Source organism: Paenibacillus sp. LX16, from assembly GCF_036252815.1.
Lineage (GTDB): Bacteria > Bacillota > Bacilli > Paenibacillales > Paenibacillaceae > Paenibacillus > Paenibacillus polymyxa_B.
Map to the genome: position 1 here is coordinate 3,282,300 of NZ_CP141152.1, position 16,490 is coordinate 3,298,789.

The following is a 16,490-nucleotide window of genomic DNA, read 5'->3' on the forward strand; positions in this document are numbered from 1 at the left end:
AATCTATATTTCTATTTGTTCTATAATATAAATTCGCGGTAAGGCACATTCCAGACTACCTCATGCGCCAGACGATGTCCTTCATAGCCGTCTTCCCCATAAGCTGTACCATGATCGGAAAAAACCATGCAAAACGTTTTGCTCCGATTTCGTAAGACATCAAACAAACGTCCAAGTTCACCATCCACATACCGCAAGGCTGCTCGTTGAGACTCCACTGAATCTTTAGCTGAGCCCTTCACAAAATAATGATTAGGCCCATGGATCGCTGATACATTCAGAAACAAAAACAAGCGCTGCGACGGGTCTGTATTCCCCAACAGTTTCAGAGCATGATTCACCTGATGCTCCGTCGAACGGGGGTTGGTAACGCCAAAGTTCATACGCCAGTAGCTTTCTTGAAAATATCCGGGCAATACCTTGGCAAGCTTATTTTTCTTCGTGAAAAAAATAACGCCGCCGATACAGATGGTCCGATAACCTTCACCCTCTAGCCCGGACACAATATCTGGGGCATCGAACAGCCAGGTATGTGGATGTGTACGCAGCCCCGTATCCTTTGTGTGAAACAGACGGATATGTGAAGTCTTATCCGTATTCGCTGGAGTCGGCAAAAATCCGCCAAAAAAAGCATGATGTGCAGCATAGGTAAAGCTACCCGGTGTATGGCGCTTTTCCCACGACCCGGAGCCGCACAAATTCGGACAGTTCTCTTCCTCCAACTTTGCTACATCATAACGCAGAGTATCAAGCGTAATCATGACAATATCATGAGAGCCGACAATTTGATTCATATCAGTCATATCTGTTTTTCCTTTCCGTACCCATGCTCCTATTAGCGAGGTGCTGCATTTCCCATTCATACGGATTCCAACCCTGATGCTCAACCCGGTACAGCAAATCACCGAACGGATTAACATCCAACACATAGGGATGACCGCCATGAGCCGGAACCAGCACATCCAGTCCAGCAACCATGGACGCTGGAAAAACACTCATAGCGGCTTTCGCCGTAAGCTGGACCGATTCCACCGTATTCTGTGGTAATCCTGCTTCCTTCAGCGAGAGCCGCTCATTACGCAAATGCAAATTCGTAATGGGGCTGTGGCTCAAACGTAAAACCGCATGGCAAGCTTCTGATCCGCACACGAGTTGGCGCACATCATAAACACGCCCATTCAGGGTCGCTTTGGGAATCCAGCGCTCCACATGTACCCCTTCCAGGCATAGCCAGTTAAGGATAGCATGAATGTCCTGCTTATCCGTATAACGACGCAATCGTCCGGCATTATAATACACGCGCTGTCCGTGTATGACTTCTGTTCCAATCGTGGTCACCGCCAGTTCCGCGTGTGTGTGGGGATGTACCTGATAGGCCATGACACCAGAAGCACCGGACCCACAAAATATTTTCACAAATACGCGGTGAAACCCGTTCTCCTTCATCGCCGTGTGCAGATCGACAACATCACGAAATGCACCACCTGAAGATGCAAGCACTGGCGGGACCCTTATATCTGCCTTACCTAAATCGGCGCTACAACGCCGTTTGTCGAACATCACGGCCACTTCCGCCGGATCGTTCATCCAGTGCGACGAGGGCCAGAGCTGAGCCACTTCATGCCGAAGCCAGGCCAGCAGACGGCAATAGCCCCGGAACCATTGTGCCGGGTGCCAAATACGACCGTGCTGCTCCTGCAGACGTCGCGCTTCTGCCGCCGATATACCTGTGCCTTGTGTCCATTCCGGACATGGCAACAGAGAATCGTCTCCCTCAGCATCCGGAGCGCCCAGAGCAATCAACTCTCGCTCTACCTCAAAGCTTTCGCCCGGTGCATCCAGGCGAAGCAGCGGGCCACTGTCCAACTGCCCCGCCAGTAACTGATCAATGCTCTCTTTCACATAGGCACTGCCATTCACGCTGTCTTGCGCAGCTTGTGCAGCTATTCGCACCATCAGCTCGCTCAGACCTTGTTTCTGCCGAATGGCTTCCAGCACATCTTTATAGGAAACCTCCAAAGCGGGTGGAAGCATTAATCTGCTTCGCGCCTCCTGCAGCCCGGTAGTTCGACGATTCCCCGGATTACCGAACAAGATAAACGGCTCGCTGACATTACAGTCTGACATCCTAACCATAGAGCCGCCTCACTTTAGATCATTTTAATTTTGAAAACAGTCCGTTTTAGAAATCCATTTGTACAAATTACTCAGTCAGTGATGGATAGCGCCAATCATCTTCCTCATCCGCTTCTTGTTGATCTTCCACGTTCACAGATAGACCCGAGCTTTTCCAACGTTGCATCATTTCACTAGACATATAATGATAGCTCAAATCCAGATGCTTCAGCCCTTTTATACTTTCACTAGCCAGCAGCGCCTCTGCACCTTTATCAGACAACGTACCTTGTGAGAGATCCAGCACTTCCAGTTGCCCAATCACAGGGGCATTAGCTGCTGCAATTGCAATTTCATCCTGTATTTCACTATCTTTGAGTCCCAAGTAAGTAAGTTTGGGAAAAGGATTGCTGTCCAAGAACGGCAAAATATCTTTGAGATTACCGTCAAAACCATAGTTTTCGACACCCAAATACAGTTCCAGCTTGCGCAGCTCAGGCAGTTCTGCATTGTGTATTTGCTGAAGAACGCTCACAGGCAGGCCGCCACAAATAATAACCAATTCCTGAAGGTGGTTATGATGAAGTGGTTCCAGACTCAGGCCCTGGCTTCCTTTAATATGAAAGGACTCCAACGCTGGAAACGCTTCTAATAACGGGGACAGATTTGTCTGGTTAATCCATGAAACCTCACACTCATCATATTCCATATCACCAATAAACAGCTTGCGTAACTTAGGGAAATGATCTTTAAGCTTCACTAACACTGGGATAAAATCATCTGGTGAGCTCTCATAGGCCCCGCCCCAATCTCCAATGATCAAATCCGTAACTTCCGCGCTCTCCGGCTTGGTTGCCAGTTCCTCAAGCAATTTAGTCATCGTTTGGCCATTCTCATAAGCTTCAAAATCCACTACCAATTTTACTTCCATCTTACAATTCCTCCGATCATTTATCTGAGAATGTAATAAATCTTGAAAACTACCTATTTCCAATTTAGTCTATCCTATTCTACCAATGTTCGTCAAAATTAGTCTTATATCGACATCAATCCTATGTAAAATATGCTTAATGAAATAAAAACAAGACAGACCGCTAAGCGGACTGTCTTGCGCATATATCTGTAATAAACTTCTACTATTATATAGTAATTCTAGAACCAAATTATTGGCTAATTGTAATCGGTGAGTTATCGGACAACAATGCCAGATTATTCACGATCACATTCTCCTCATTGCTCAAGCCACTGGTAACGAGTGTTTGTGAACCTGCCGTCTGAACAGTCTTCACTTCCTTACGTTTCGCATGGTCTCCGTTTACAACATATACATATTCTTTACCTTGATCCTTTTGCACTGCCGCAGTAGGAACAACGATGCCTTCTTGCGCATTGGCAGCGACAAAGCTGATATCAGCCAACATGCCGGATTTCAGTTTCGTGTCTGGATTCGCAACTGAGATTTTTACAGGATAGCCTTTTCCACTTGCATCCAACGGGCTTACATTTTTAACTGTACCTGTTGTTACAATGTTGGAAGCTGCAACACGAACCTGTACCTTGTCACCTGCTTTTACATTGTTGATCTGTTCTGCTGGAACATAGATTAAAGTATTGACCGTACTCAGATTCGCAATGACCAGCGCAGGAGACTGAGTGGATACCATTTCGCCCACTTCTGCATTTTTCGTACCCACAATACCATTAATCGGTGATGTAACAACGGTGTCATCCAATGCATCCTGAGCAATGTTCACATTCAGCTGAGCCTGTTTGAGAGATTGTTGGCTGGACTCGATAACCGCAGTATTTTGAGATACTTTGAGCTGATTTTGCGCATTACTGTAACCGCTATTGGCATTACTGTAGCTATTTTTTGCTGAATCATAGCTGTTGCGAGCTGTAGTTAGGGCCTTCTGCGCAGCTACCAGCTGATCTTGCGCATTAGCCTGCGCATTTTGTGCATTATTGTAAGCCGCTTCCGCATTCACAACTGCTGTTTTGGCTTGTTCTAATTGTGCTTGGGTGCTCGCACCTGCATCGAATAGACTTTGAGTACGTGTTACATTCTTCTGTGCATCTGCCAAAGCTTGCTGCGTTTGTTTCACCGTATTGGCTGCCGAGGAGACACCATGTGTTGCTTGTTCTACGGCTGTAGTGGCTTGATTAATAGCCCCCTGTGCCTGATTGATTGCACTTTGGGATTGAATCACGCCGCTCTTGGACTGCACTAAGCCCGAGTTTGCTTGAACCATCGTAGATTCGTGGGATGCTTGAGCGGTGCTTACTCCGGCTGCTGCCGCAGCTGCTGCGGCGCGAGCTTTCGCAACATTATTCCGCATGTCTTTATCATCAAGCTTGAACAGTACTTGACCCTTTTTAACCTCGGAGCCAATATCCACAGGCAGCTCAACCACTTTACCGCCCACTTTAGGCACAATGTTCACCGTCTCCGAAGGTGTTACCGTTCCTGTATAAATATTTCCCTGTCCGATGATGCCTTGCTGTGCTTGGCTGATTTTAACCGGAACGACCATGTCCTGAGCCGCCCCGCTATTACTGGAGCAGCCTGCCAGCACTGCGCCGCCGAGCACTAAAGCCGCTAATGTACTTTCTACTCTCAATATTTTCATGATAATTCCCTTTCTTTCTGTCCGTGGAAATAATGTAAGTCATCCAGTCGATATTTTGTACTTCACTTATTAAGCTTCCGGCTGTGTCTTTGCTTTCTTCCTCTGAATAAACAAAAAGATGAGTGGAATTGTGCAAAACAGCGGTATGGATGAAATGAGGAACGTATCCCCAATTCCTCTTGATGTAGCATCCAGTGTGATTAAACTACTTATGGATGACATCCATGAGCTGCCCAATGTCGCTTGTAGCGTATGAGCCGAGTCTGGTGTAATGGACTCCGAAATTTGCTGGGCATGAGCAGCCGAACGGCTTTGCATAATGGCGGTTAGCACCGCAATCGCCATAGATGCAGCCACAGTACGTACCAGATTGGACGCTGTAGACGCATTGGCCACCTTGCTCGGATGAACGGCATTCATGCCGACCGTGGACAATGGCATCATGCAAATACCAATTCCCAGACCCCGTAATGCCATTACGGTTTCCAACCAGGCATGCGAAGTATCTGGCGTAAGCTGGTGAAGATGATAGGTCATAAAGCTGGTTAGCGTCAGGCCCACAAGTCCCAAAGGCACAATGCCGAACTTATCAAACAGCTTCCCGGCAATAGGCATCATAGCCGCCATGGCAATGGCCTGTGGAATGAGGATAATACCGGTATCAATCGGTGACACACGCTGTATATTTTGCAAAAACAACGGTGTTAGGAACGTTCCTCCGTACATCCCCATCATGACTAGACTAGAGGCAATAACACTAATCGTATACTTTGAATTCTTGAATAATGAGATTTCAATTACAGCATTATCCTTGCCGCTTTCTACATAGATCAGAAAAACAAGTGCCCAGAAAGCAACAAACAGCAACGATACAATTCCAAAAGAAGTCCAGCCATCACGCTGGCCGTTGGTCAATGCGTACAAGAGTGTTCCAGCACAAGTTGCGGCCAGCAAAAAGCCTGGTAGATCAAACGGCTTCGGCTCTACTTTAGGCGGTTCTTTGATAAGAAGAATAACCATTAAAATGGCAAATAAAGCAACTGGCACACTGACAATAAACAAGAACCGCCAGTTAAACCACTCAATTAAATATCCGCTGAGCGTAGGTCCTACAGCCGGCGCTGCCATTGCGGCGATCCCCCATATACCAAGGGACATCCCGATTTGTTCACGCGGCATAATTTTGTAAATAATCGTCATACTCAGCGGCATAATAACACCACCGCCCAGACCAGCCAGCACCCGTGCTGCGATCAGGGAAGAATCACTCCATGCAAAAATACATATTCCCGTTCCCAGCGAAAAAACACTGAGTGCAAGAATCAAAAACTTTTTGTATCCGAGGCGCTGCTCCATATATCCGGTAATCGGTACGATTACACCAGATGCAAGCGTGTAACCTGTAATAACCCACTGAATACGTGTCGTCGTAGATCCTAAATCCGTCGTCAATCTTGGAATGGCGACATTGATCAGACTATTGTTCAGAATGGCGACAAAGGCGCCTAAAACGATAGCGAAAAAGGCAAGCCAGCGTTCTTTGGAAGAATCTGTCGAAGGAGCAGCAGCAATATCATTGGCAGCCACATGGACCCCTCCTTTTTAAGGTGTATGAATTTTTACTTCCACGTTCGTTCCAGGAATAAGCTTCAGATCCTTCGGCTTGTTCACAGCAATCTCTACAGGCACACGCTGAGTCACCTTGTTAAAATTACCACTTGTGTTCACTGCAGGAACGAGTGAGAACACAGCGTTGGAGGCTTCGCCTACTTTACGAACTTTACCCTGAATCACCTGGTCACCTGCTGCATCAAGCGTAATGTCAACAAGCTGTCCTGGTTTAATGCGGTTAATGTCATTTTCTTCAATATTCGTGGATACATACAAGCTGTTCATATCCACCATAGTTGCAACAGCACTACCCGGCGATCCGATTTCATGCTCTTTCGAATAAATCTTAATGACAGTTCCATTGATCGGCGCGCGCAGTACGGACTTGCTGATCATACTCGCATCTAACCCCGATACATCCTGCTCGGCAATCGGTTCATTACGCTGAATAACATCTCCTTCTTCCACATCAATGTGGCTTATTTCTCCGGAGATTTGCGGCATTACCTTATATTGATCGGCTTGAATGCGCGCATCGTCACTTTTAACAAAGTGTGTTGCTTGATACCAATAATAGTAGCCAATAGCTCCACCGCTCAGAACGAGCAGTACAATGAGGATTGGCAATACAGTTTTCTTACTCACTTCTTCCACCCCTGTTGTCCAAAAAATTTTTATTATTCAACGCTAATATTTTAAAATTGAAATATTAGGCCATTAAACCAAATGGAGAACGTAAATAAACACATGGCAACGTGCCATGCAAAAGACAGGACTTATTTTATGTACATAGGACAATCTGATCCTTGGTCCACAAACCGTCTTTTATATTTAAATATTTTCATATAACTATTGTACATTGAAATATTATAGATATATTTATCTATTCAGGCAACATAAATTTTCAGTTTTTTCATAATTTTTTTTCATAAAAAAGAACCTTGTTTCCAAGGCTCTTTCACGAAAAGGGATAGTTTACAATTAAAGGGTTACACAATAACGTTAAGAGAAAGGCGTAGGTACAGCTAACCGTTGTTTGCAGTTTTTCGCCTCCTGTCCTTCCTTCGTGTTCTTATTCATTCTATTCCCTTGAAAAGCTTGCTTTTCCATGCAACCCCCACAACGGCAGCGGTCTATCGTTCCATGTACATCTTCTTTGGAATCCCTCAATAGTCTCACGTAATCCAGAGATTGCTGTAAAGAAGCAGGCCCCGGAATGAAGCTAATCTTCTTGCCTTCCAGCAGACAGTATACCTCAATAAGCTGAGGAAGGGCCCCAAATGCGTAATAACAAAATACATTTGTCATATGTTGGAATGTGCTAATAACGTTAGGATTATAGTCAACGATGTACTTTTGAACGAGCAGGGAATCTGCTTCTGCTGATAGTTGCCAAGCAGCCTGAACAATAAGCGAAATATTGACCTCTAACTCAGGCACAGGCGTACAAAATTGTTCATACAGCATCACAGGCACCATCAAGTCATTGTTTAAGCCACAAATTTTTGACAACTCACCTGACACTTTATTTTTGACATCCCAATAATGGAACAAAGATTCAAAGCTGTCTGACTGCTTGGGCCACCATTTCTCCAGCACATACTGGACAGGGACTTCCCGCCGTACCTTTACTTCCATTCCAAAGTATTCGTTGAGCGCATGCCCTACTGCATATTGAACCCGTTGCCGCCAATTCCAGCCCTCACGCCCTCTTTTCCTCTGTGATTGACGGATTGGCTGTGGAGTTCTCCACATCTCCTCCAGCTGATAGTCGTGCAGAAGAGGAAAGCCGCTTAAGCTATCGCTATTGCGCATACCTATCCCTCACTCTCTTCTCAGGACACTTCAATACCAGCCTGTGCAAATTGTCTTCCATAAGCTCGGCAATTCTCCTTGTCATCATCCAAGGGATTGAATTCAATCTTCAGACTCTCTTGAATGACAGATGCGCCGCGTTCTTTGACTTTTTCCTCTACCAAGTCCACTGCGCCACAGAATTGCGTATAAGATGTATCTCCACTGCCAAATACTGCGGTCTTTTTACCAGACAAATCAAGTTCGTCTAGTTCCTCGTAAAAATCCAAAAATTCATCAGGAAGCTCACCATCTCCCCATGTATATACACCCAGTAGGAACCCGTCATATGCGAGCAGTTCTTGCGCGCTGCAATCATACGAAGCCTTCAACTCCGCCTCATGCCCTGCCTGACGGACGCCCTCGGCGATCAATTCCGCGATTTCCTCTGTATTACCGGTCAAACTGGCATAAGCAATCATGATTTTACCCAAGTTCATCCCTCACCTTTATTTGAAATATGGGATGCTTTCACTCCCTGTTACTCAAATAATATTTGATAATGATTCTCATTGTCAAATATTAATTTCAAAAACTAGCTTTAGTCTTAGGGAAATATACGCAAAACAGCCGCATTGCATGCGGCTGTTGGCTGATAAACTCTATGGATAAACAAATTATTAGTTACAACATAGGACATTACCATATAATGCGCTCCGCCAACATGAATCCACGCTTCGGCAGAAGCTTCGAACGAAGGCTCCATCTACCACAAAACGCTGGCTACAGGCAGTTTAGGCATTTGTGTTTAATTAAGTAAAATTTCAGCTGTGTTGATAAAAAAATATTATGTACGTACAATTGAATCCGTTTTTCATTATTATAATAAAAAACAGATTGTTGTACGTACAAGTGGGATTGATTTCATTTTAATATGAAAGCGCTATAATTACAAGTACATCCGAGAAAAAATATTTTGGACCATTTGACTACTTACTTATTTATGTAATCATTCGATTGTTGCTGAGGTTTGTTGTACAATAGACTCCATGTGGGAATTTCTGTGCAGCTTGCTGCCTGAATCCTGAATTGACTGCTGAAGGATGGATTGTACATGTATGTAGCACAAGAATGGAAAGACTATGAAGTAATGGATACAGGCGGTGGTGAAAAACTGGAACGTTGGGGTGATATTGTCCTGCGTCGTCCCGATCCGCAAATCATATGGCCTTTGGCCCAGGAAACAGCCGAATGGCGTAATGTTCATGGGCATTATCACCGCAGTTCCTCCGGTGGCGGCAACTGGGATATGAAAAAACCTATCCCCGAGCGCTGGACAATTAGCTATGGACCGCTTAAATTCCACATTAAACCCACCAGCTTCAAGCATACCGGTCTTTTTCCGGAGCAAGCAGCGAACTGGAGCTGGATGATGGATAAAATCAAAGGCGCAGGCAGACCGATTTCCGTACTGAACCTGTTTGCATACACGGGAGGAGCCACTACTGCTGCTGCGTATGCTGGAGCCAGTGTAGTTCACGTGGATGCCGCCAAAGGCATGGTACAGTGGGCAAAGGAAAACGTTCAATTGTCTGGTCTGGCTGACCATCCGGTACGCTTCATTACGGACGACGTATTCAAGTTCGTGCAACGGGAACAACGTCGGGGCAACCGTTATGATGCCATTATTATGGACCCTCCTTCTTACGGACGCGGACCGAACGGAGAAACTTGGAAGCTTGAAGAAAGCTTATACCCGTTTCTCGAATCCTGCATGAGCATCATTTCGGATCAGCCGCTGTTCATGCTCATTAACTCCTATACTACAGGTATTTCGCCTACTGTATTGCGCAACATGCTGAGCATGACCATGCAACAAAAGTACGGCGGACAAATTAGCGCTGGTGAAATCGGATTGCCGATCACACGCTCGGGATTGAATTTGCCTTGTGGTATTCTCGGACGCTGGGAGGCTTAAATTCCTCTTATGACTCATAATGAACTTACCCGGCATGAGCATGCACAACCGAACATTCCTGTCCTATATGAGGACAATCATGTTTTGGCGGTTGTAAAGCCTGTCAATGTTCCAACGCAAGAGGATGCCAGTGGTGATCCTGATCTGTTGTCATTACTCAAGGAAGATCTAAAAATTAGACACAATAAGCCTGGTAACGTTTTTTTGGGTTTAGTTCACAGACTGGATCGGCCTGTAGGAGGAGCCATGATTTTTGGTAAGACGTCCAAAGCTGCTTCTCGCCTGTCAGAGTCGGTTCGAAGTCGTCATTTTCACAAACTGTATACAGCAGTTCTAAATGGCGTTCCTACGGCCCCACAGGGCCGTCTAACCCATTACCTGCTAAAGGATAGCCGTACCAACACGGTGCAAACGGTTCGGCCTGGCACGGCTGGTGCGAAAGAAGCCATTTTGGAGTACCGCGTGATCGGACAAGCAGATGGACTCAGTCTCGTGCAGATTAAGTTGCACACCGGACGCTCACACCAAATTCGTGTGCAAATGCAGGCGATCGGCTGTCCCCTCTACGGGGACCAAAAATATGGCGGTCGTCTGAGCCGGCCCGGTCAACAGCTGGCGCTCTGGTCCTTACTCGCTGGAGCACCGCATCCGGTTAGCAAGGAAGATATGAGATTTCACTCGTTACCTCCTGTCCAATTTCCATGGAATGAATGGCCAAGGTCGCTTTATGAGAACATGATTACGTCTGAAATTTGAACCGGAAAGCCCTGCTCTATCTGAATATCGATCTTCAACCCCATTTGCACAAAGAACCTGCAACGCATGTGAGCAAACATGCATTGCAGGTTCTTTTTTTTGCAGAAAATTAAATTACTGCGTCATCTCATCCTTTTATGACGAGGAAGCCACGGACTGCCCCTTCTTGCTGTTTACCAGCTGTTGACGGGGATGGGCGTTTTGTGCATTCGTATTTTTGATAAAAAACGCTAAAATCAGAGCGGCCACACTCAACACTGTTGCAATGATAAAAGCCGAGTTAATCCCATAAATCGTAGCTTGATTTCCAGCAACCAGCATCCCAGCTTTGTCCGTAACACTTAGTCCCTCAGATGAAATAATCGATGTCAAACGGTTGCTGCTTTGTGTGGACATCACTGTAACCAGAATTGCCGTCCCAATCGAGCCGGAAATCATACGCAGCGTGTTACTCATCGCCGTACCATGTGCATTCAATCGTTGCGGAAGCTGATTCAACCCGGCCGTTTGGATCGGCATCATCAGCAACGACATCCCGAACATCCGCACCGTATAATTAATTAACAGTGTCATATAGGTGGTTGTTTCGGTCAACCGTGTAAATTCCCAAGTCGTTATAGCCATAATCAGCAAGCCAATTACAGACAACCAGCGTGCTCCAATTCGGTCAAAAATAGCCCCCGTTACAGGAGACATGAGCCCCATTAGAATCGCTCCTGGTAACATCAGCATACCGGACTGGAGCGGTGTAAAACCCCGAATATTTTGCAAATAAATCGGAAGCAATATCATACCGGCGTACAAAGCCATCGTCACAATCACATTAATGATTGTCGTCAAGCTGTACACATCGTATTTAAAGATACGGAACTCCAGCATAGGCTCATCTGCCTTCAGTTGGCGGACAATAAACAAAATAAGCGCAATTGTCCCAACGATAAGCGTAGACAGGACTGGAATACTTCCCCAACCTGATGTTCCTGCATCACTAAAACCGTATAACAGTCCACCGAAACCGAGCGTAGACAAAATGATGCTGGGAATGTCCAGCTTTGGCTTGGACTGCTCCGTTACATTTTTCAGAAAAATAAATCCGATCACAATTGAAATTACTGATATCGGCAGGATGATCCAGAACAATACCCGCCAGTCATAATGCTGTACTATATAACCGGATAAGGTTGGCCCAATGGCTGGAGCAAAACCCATTGCAATCCCCAGGGTCCCCATCGCCCGGCCACGACGCTCTATTGGGTAGATGTTCAAGATAACGACCATCATTAAGGGCATCATGATACCTGCCCCCGCGGCCTGAATAAGCCGACCGATCAGCAATATGCTGAAGCTTGGCGCTATAGCACATAACAGCGTCCCGATTGAAAAAATAGTCATCGCGCTAATAAACAATTTACGAGTAGAGAAACGGGCAATCAAGAACGCGGTCACCGGGATCAATACCCCATTCACGAGCATAAAGCCCGTGCTGAGCCACTGAGCTATATTGGCATCTATATTCAGATCACTCATCATTTTCGGTAAAGCCACACTGATCAACGTCTGATTTAATATCGCTACAATCGCGCCCATCAACAGAGCGGCCACAATGGGTGCTCTGCGTACATTACCTGGTAGTGTCATTTGAGGACTGCTCAAGTTGATTCATTCCCTTCGGTGTTAATTTCATGATCATTTGTTTATGGATATCCAGGACCATCTCTAGCTGCTCCTTCGGGATGTCCAGAATGGGCAAGACGCGCTCCATCCACATGGCGTCTACTTTTTGCATGATATCTTTCCCTTCCGGCGTAAGCGTCAGCACTAAGGATCTACGGTCATGTTCATGCCGTCCGCGAGCAATATATCCCGCCTTGGTCAAGCGGTCAACCACCCCACTCATAGAGCTGCTTCCCACATGCGCTATGTCTGCCAGCTCAGATAGCCCGATGTTGGGGAGTTTATTCAGAATTGCCAAAGCCATATGCTGAATGGCCGTCAGATCCAAATGCTGCTCCTCGTTCCAGAAGGCATAAAATATCGTTTTGTTAACCTCTCTTACCGATTGTATAATCCGGTACACCTCAAGTCTGTCTTCCTCTCTGTCACTCACTGGAACCATCCTTCTTTCTAATCCCCAATTCACAATCCATATACATATACATATACATATACATATACATAAACTAGAAACTATTTGCATACGAAATGTTATTTATTTATAACTATTATTTTATCATCTCTTATGTAAATGTCAACATTCACCCAAATATCACCTATACTTCAACACAAAAAAGCGCGGTATGAATACCACGATAGGTATTTACATCCGCGCACTCCTACTTGCCTTAAAATGATAACCTGCTGCGTACAGCTACTTTTCATGTAGCCACCATTCTATTTATTCTGCTCGCTCTATTTGTTCCTTTACTCCCTCAATCTCACTTGCTGATACTGAAGTTTTCGCCTTCGTTGTAATTTTCCCCAACAAATAAACGAGCAAATTTTGATTGTGCTGAGAAATTCGGTTTAGTGCAGAACCCAGAAAATCATCCCGTATTCGTAATCCACGCTCTACTTCTTCTCTCCCTTGATCCGAAATGACAATCCATACAATTCTACGGTCTTTTACGTCTCTGAAACGGGTGACCAGTCGATTCCGTTCCATCCGATCCAGCAGCATCGTAACCGCGGCTGGTGTGGTGGCGAGATATGGAATTAGTTGAGACGGCTTCATACGGCCGTATTCGTTCAAAACCTCCAGCACCGTAAGTTGAGCTTCGGTTAGTGATGGAGCCAGTTGCTGCTCCATATGAACCTTATAATCCTTAGCCATTCTGGACCAGATTTTCGCAAATTCGGTCGTTTGCATTTTGCCTCACTCCTTTGAATAACAGGGTCAGTAAAAGCATCAAAGTTACCGTATGGGCCACCGTCCGGATTGTATTTCATCACATTAAATTTTCGCCATTTAGCCCCGGTTTCCTGCCGTTTTTGGAGCATCAAATGAAAAGGGGAAGGAAGTCTCATCTGGGTTTTGAAGGCTGGTCAGGGTTCGACACCATGACGGCAAAAAGGTCCTCATTCGTGCCGGAATGGCACGAGAGGACCTCTCTTTTTCGAGCTAATAAGCGCTTGACTTTCCTATTATTCTATGGACTGAGAAGCTTGCGGCTCACTACGCAGCAGCACATTCACAATTTCGTCCTTCTTCTCCACTGGAGCCAGCAGCTTGCCTGTATCCTTTCGGTCGGTCAAAGGAGCCTTTTCCGAAAGGAAGGACATCGTTTGTCCTTCTGCTGTGATTGCAAATAATTGAACAGCTTCACGGCAATAGAAGGCAGCCACGATTCGAGTTCCATTCGAACGTACTCGTTTGCCTTCCTTGAACTCAAAGGTGGTGATACCTTTGCCGCCTCTTCCCTGTGTAGGATAGTCCAACAGAAGCGTACGCTTACCATAACCAGACTCGGTCAGCACCAACACTTCTCCTTCATCCTCTTCTACCCATAACGCCGCGATAATTTCATCGCCTTCCGCTAGCTGTATACCTTTGACACCAGCCGAGACGCGGCCCATCGCATTAACCTCTTGCTCCTTGAAGCGTATACTCATACCCGTGCGGGTAATCAGCATAATATCCCGGGTACCTTCGCTTAACGTTACCGATAATACCTCATCGTCCCCTGCTACTTTGCAAGCGGCTACGGCACTAGAACGTTTTGTAGCATATTCTTTCAATTCTGTACGCTTTACTTGGCCCTTCTTTGTTACAAATACCAGGCTTTTGCCGATTTCCTCGATGTTTTTAAGCGGAATAACACTTACGATACGATCTTCCTTCGATAACGGAATGACGTTGACAATTGGTGTGCCCGGCTCTTTCCACTTATACTCTGGCACCTGATGTACAGGCAGTAAAAAGTATTGTCCGCGCTGAGTGAAGACGAGCAATACATCCAGCGTATTCACATCAAGCAATTGGGTAACGTAATCCCCTTCTTTAACACCGGAACTTGAACGTTCCCCGCCAGAACGAGTGAATGACAACATACTTGTACGTTTCACATAGCCATCTTTCGAGAGTGTCAGCAGCACATCCTCTGCTCCCACCATGACCTCAAGGTTCACCTTAATCTCTTCTACCTCGCCCTGAATATCAGAACGACGGTCAATGCCGTACTTTTCGCGAATTTCCAAAAGTTCCTTGCGAATCAGGCTGATCAGCTTGCGATCACTTTCCAGAATAGAACGATATTGCGCGATTTTTTTCTGGATGTCACCTAGTTCTTTTTCAAGCGTGGTGATTTCCAGATTAGTGAGACGGTACAACTGCAAAGTCAAAATAGAATCTGCCTGACGCTCGCTAAAACCAAACATCCATTGCAAATTATTTTGCGCGTCCTGGCGGTTTTTGGAAGCTTTAATAGCTGCGATGACCTCATCCAGAATGTTCAGCGCCTTGACCAAACCTTCAAGCACATGGGCACGATCCTCTGCCTTTTCCAGTTCATACTGGATACGGTGAGTGACAACTTCGCGTTGATGGGCGATATACGCTTCCAAAATGGACTTCAGCCCAAGCTGATGTGGCGCTTTGTTCACAATGGCTACCATGTTGAAGTTATATGCCACCTGTAGGTCGGTTTTTTTCAGCAAATAAGCTAAAATCCCTTCCGCATCGGCTTCCTTCTTCAGCTCCACAACAATGCGCAAACCATTTCGTCCGCTTTCGTCACGAACCTCGGCAATCCCTTCCACCTTTTTCTCCAGACGGATATTTTCCATGGCGGTTACGAGCCTTGATTTGACGATCTGATACGGAATCTCGGTAATGACCAGCTGCTGCTTGCCTCCGCGCAAAGACTGAATTTCCGTTTTGGAACGAATATAAATACGTCCTTTTCCCGTGCGATAAGCGTCCTTGATGCCTTCGCCACCCATAATGAGTCCGCCCGTCGGGAAATCAGGGCCTTTAATAAAGGTCATAATCTCTTCCAGCTCAATCTCGGGCTTTTCCATCACTGCAATGCTGGCATCAATAACTTCGCGTAAACTATGTGTAGGAATCTCTGTCGCAAATCCCGCCGAGATCCCACTGGAACCGTTCACCAACAAATTTGGATAACGAGACGGCAACACAACGGGCTCTTTGGCCGAGTTATCAAAATTGTCCTTGAACAAAACCGTACGCTTTTCAATATCGCGCAGCATTTCCATTGCGATCGGAGACAAGCGAGCCTCCGTATAACGCATAGCTGCCGCCGGATCATCATCCTGGGAGCCCCAGTTACCGTGACCATCCACAAGCACGTGACTCATTTTCCAAGGCTGCGCCATCCGTACCATGCCGTCGTAAATCGACGAGTCACCGTGGGGGTGGTAATTACCCATAACGTCCCCAACGGTTTTGGCTGATTTACGATATGCTTTATCCGGCGTATTGCCCGAATCGTACATTGCATACAGAATACGACGTTGTACGGGTTTTAATCCGTCCCGTACGTCGGGTATCGCCCGATCCTGAATAATATATTTGGAATATCGGCCAAAGCGGTCACCGACCACTTCCTCCAGAAAAGCTGGCAAAAACTGCTCCGATAAGCTCATGT

The 16,490-nt window shown here is 46.0% G+C and carries 14 protein-coding genes and 1 pseudogene; 2 read left to right on the plus strand and 13 right to left on the minus strand.

What is annotated here, in order from left to right:
- Positions 1–20: 20 nt before the first annotated feature.
- From T3H97_RS14365 to T3H97_RS14405, 9 genes and pseudogenes are all read right to left on the minus strand, one after another.
- Positions 21–803 carry an STM4013/SEN3800 family hydrolase gene (locus T3H97_RS14365; RefSeq protein ID WP_328800071.1) on the minus strand — a complete coding sequence of 261 codons (783 nt, stop codon included), beginning with the start codon at positions 801–803 and terminating at the stop codon, positions 21–23.
- On the minus strand, positions 796–2,136 hold the full coding sequence (locus tag T3H97_RS14370) for an STM4014 family protein (RefSeq protein WP_328800072.1): 1,341 nt from the start codon (positions 2,134–2,136) through the stop codon (positions 796–798). The genes T3H97_RS14365 and T3H97_RS14370 overlap by 8 nt, the downstream gene beginning before the upstream one ends.
- A gap of 67 nt (positions 2,137–2,203) precedes the next feature.
- The gene (locus T3H97_RS14375) at positions 2,204–3,046 is read right to left on the minus strand and encodes an STM4015 family protein (RefSeq protein WP_328800073.1); all 843 of its coding nucleotides are present in this window, start codon (positions 3,044–3,046) and stop codon (positions 2,204–2,206) included.
- Between the two features lie 232 nt (positions 3,047–3,278).
- Positions 3,279–4,745, minus strand: coding sequence for an efflux RND transporter periplasmic adaptor subunit (locus tag T3H97_RS14380; protein WP_250239156.1), 1,467 nt, complete (start codon positions 4,743–4,745; stop codon positions 3,279–3,281).
- Between the two features lie 69 nt (positions 4,746–4,814).
- On the minus strand, positions 4,815–6,332 hold the full coding sequence (locus T3H97_RS14385; protein WP_023989064.1) for a DHA2 family efflux MFS transporter permease subunit: 1,518 nt from the start codon (positions 6,330–6,332) through the stop codon (positions 4,815–4,817).
- Positions 6,333–6,347: 15 nt separating this feature from the next.
- Entirely contained in the window at positions 6,348–7,001 is a 654-nt protein-coding gene (locus tag T3H97_RS14390; RefSeq protein WP_328800074.1) for an HlyD family secretion protein, read from the minus strand.
- A gap of 357 nt (positions 7,002–7,358) precedes the next feature.
- Positions 7,359–8,171: a hypothetical protein gene (locus T3H97_RS14395; protein ID WP_328800075.1), complete on the minus strand. Its 813-nt coding sequence runs from the start codon at positions 8,169–8,171 to the stop codon at positions 7,359–7,361.
- Positions 8,172–8,191: 20 nt separating this feature from the next.
- Positions 8,192–8,650, minus strand: a complete 459-nt coding sequence (locus T3H97_RS14400) for a flavodoxin (protein ID WP_069289771.1) — start codon at positions 8,648–8,650, stop codon at positions 8,192–8,194.
- 182 nt (positions 8,651–8,832) lie between these two features.
- Positions 8,833–8,952, minus strand: a pseudogene (locus T3H97_RS14405) (hypothetical protein); the annotation flags it as partial.
- A gap of 312 nt (positions 8,953–9,264) precedes the next feature.
- Between T3H97_RS14405 and T3H97_RS14410 the strand changes: the two are divergent.
- Together T3H97_RS14410 and T3H97_RS14415 are read left to right on the plus strand one after the other, a co-directional pair.
- Positions 9,265–10,128 (plus strand): class I SAM-dependent methyltransferase, encoded by an 864-nt coding sequence (locus tag T3H97_RS14410; RefSeq protein WP_328800076.1) that lies wholly within the window; start codon positions 9,265–9,267, stop codon positions 10,126–10,128.
- A gap of 9 nt (positions 10,129–10,137) precedes the next feature.
- A complete protein-coding gene (locus tag T3H97_RS14415) occupies positions 10,138–10,884 on the plus strand; it encodes an RluA family pseudouridine synthase (RefSeq protein ID WP_328800077.1) in 747 nt (248 codons plus the stop codon).
- Between the two features lie 135 nt (positions 10,885–11,019).
- On the opposite strand, the gene T3H97_RS14420 is transcribed toward T3H97_RS14415, so the two are convergent.
- The 4 genes from T3H97_RS14420 to gyrA all read right to left on the minus strand — a co-directional run bounded on the left by T3H97_RS14420 (position 11,020) and on the right by gyrA (position 16,488).
- Positions 11,020–12,522 (minus strand): DHA2 family efflux MFS transporter permease subunit, encoded by a 1,503-nt coding sequence (locus T3H97_RS14420; protein ID WP_328802834.1) that lies wholly within the window; start codon positions 12,520–12,522, stop codon positions 11,020–11,022.
- On the minus strand, positions 12,506–12,991 hold the full coding sequence (locus T3H97_RS14425) for a MarR family winged helix-turn-helix transcriptional regulator (protein WP_328800078.1): 486 nt from the start codon (positions 12,989–12,991) through the stop codon (positions 12,506–12,508). Before T3H97_RS14425 ends, T3H97_RS14420 begins: the two co-directional genes overlap by 17 nt.
- Positions 12,992–13,279: 288 nt before the next feature.
- Entirely contained in the window at positions 13,280–13,750 is a 471-nt protein-coding gene (locus T3H97_RS14430) for a MarR family winged helix-turn-helix transcriptional regulator (RefSeq protein ID WP_328800079.1), read from the minus strand.
- 275 nt (positions 13,751–14,025) lie between these two features.
- A complete protein-coding gene (gene gyrA / locus T3H97_RS14435) occupies positions 14,026–16,488 on the minus strand; it encodes a DNA gyrase subunit A (RefSeq protein ID WP_328800080.1) in 2,463 nt (820 codons plus the stop codon).
- Positions 16,489–16,490 lie beyond the last annotated feature (2 nt).

What these genes read in the sequence shown, in the direction of transcription:
- T3H97_RS14410 (WP_328800076.1), top strand. Translation starts at nt 9,265, where the DNA reads ATGTATGTAGCACAAGAATGGAAAGACTATGAAGTAATGGATACAGGC.
- T3H97_RS14395 (WP_328800075.1), bottom strand. Translation starts at nt 8,171, where the DNA reads ATGCGCAATAGCGATAGCTTAAGCGGCTTTCCTCTTCTGCACGACTAT.
- T3H97_RS14430 (WP_328800079.1), bottom strand. Translation starts at nt 13,750, where the DNA reads ATGCAAACGACCGAATTTGCGAAAATCTGGTCCAGAATGGCTAAGGAT.
- T3H97_RS14370 (WP_328800072.1), bottom strand. Translation starts at nt 2,136, where the DNA reads ATGGTTAGGATGTCAGACTGTAATGTCAGCGAGCCGTTTATCTTGTTC.
- T3H97_RS14415 (WP_328800077.1), top strand. Translation starts at nt 10,138, where the DNA reads ATGACTCATAATGAACTTACCCGGCATGAGCATGCACAACCGAACATT.
- T3H97_RS14375 (WP_328800073.1), bottom strand. Translation starts at nt 3,046, where the DNA reads ATGGAAGTAAAATTGGTAGTGGATTTTGAAGCTTATGAGAATGGCCAA.
- T3H97_RS14380 (WP_250239156.1), bottom strand. Translation starts at nt 4,745, where the DNA reads ATGAAAATATTGAGAGTAGAAAGTACATTAGCGGCTTTAGTGCTCGGC.
- T3H97_RS14420 (WP_328802834.1), bottom strand. Translation starts at nt 12,522, where the DNA reads ATGACACTACCAGGTAATGTACGCAGAGCACCCATTGTGGCCGCTCTG.
- T3H97_RS14400 (WP_069289771.1), bottom strand. Translation starts at nt 8,650, where the DNA reads ATGAACTTGGGTAAAATCATGATTGCTTATGCCAGTTTGACCGGTAAT.
- T3H97_RS14365 (WP_328800071.1), bottom strand. Translation starts at nt 803, where the DNA reads ATGACTGATATGAATCAAATTGTCGGCTCTCATGATATTGTCATGATT.
- gyrA (WP_328800080.1), bottom strand. Translation starts at nt 16,488, where the DNA reads ATGAGCTTATCGGAGCAGTTTTTGCCAGCTTTTCTGGAGGAAGTGGTC.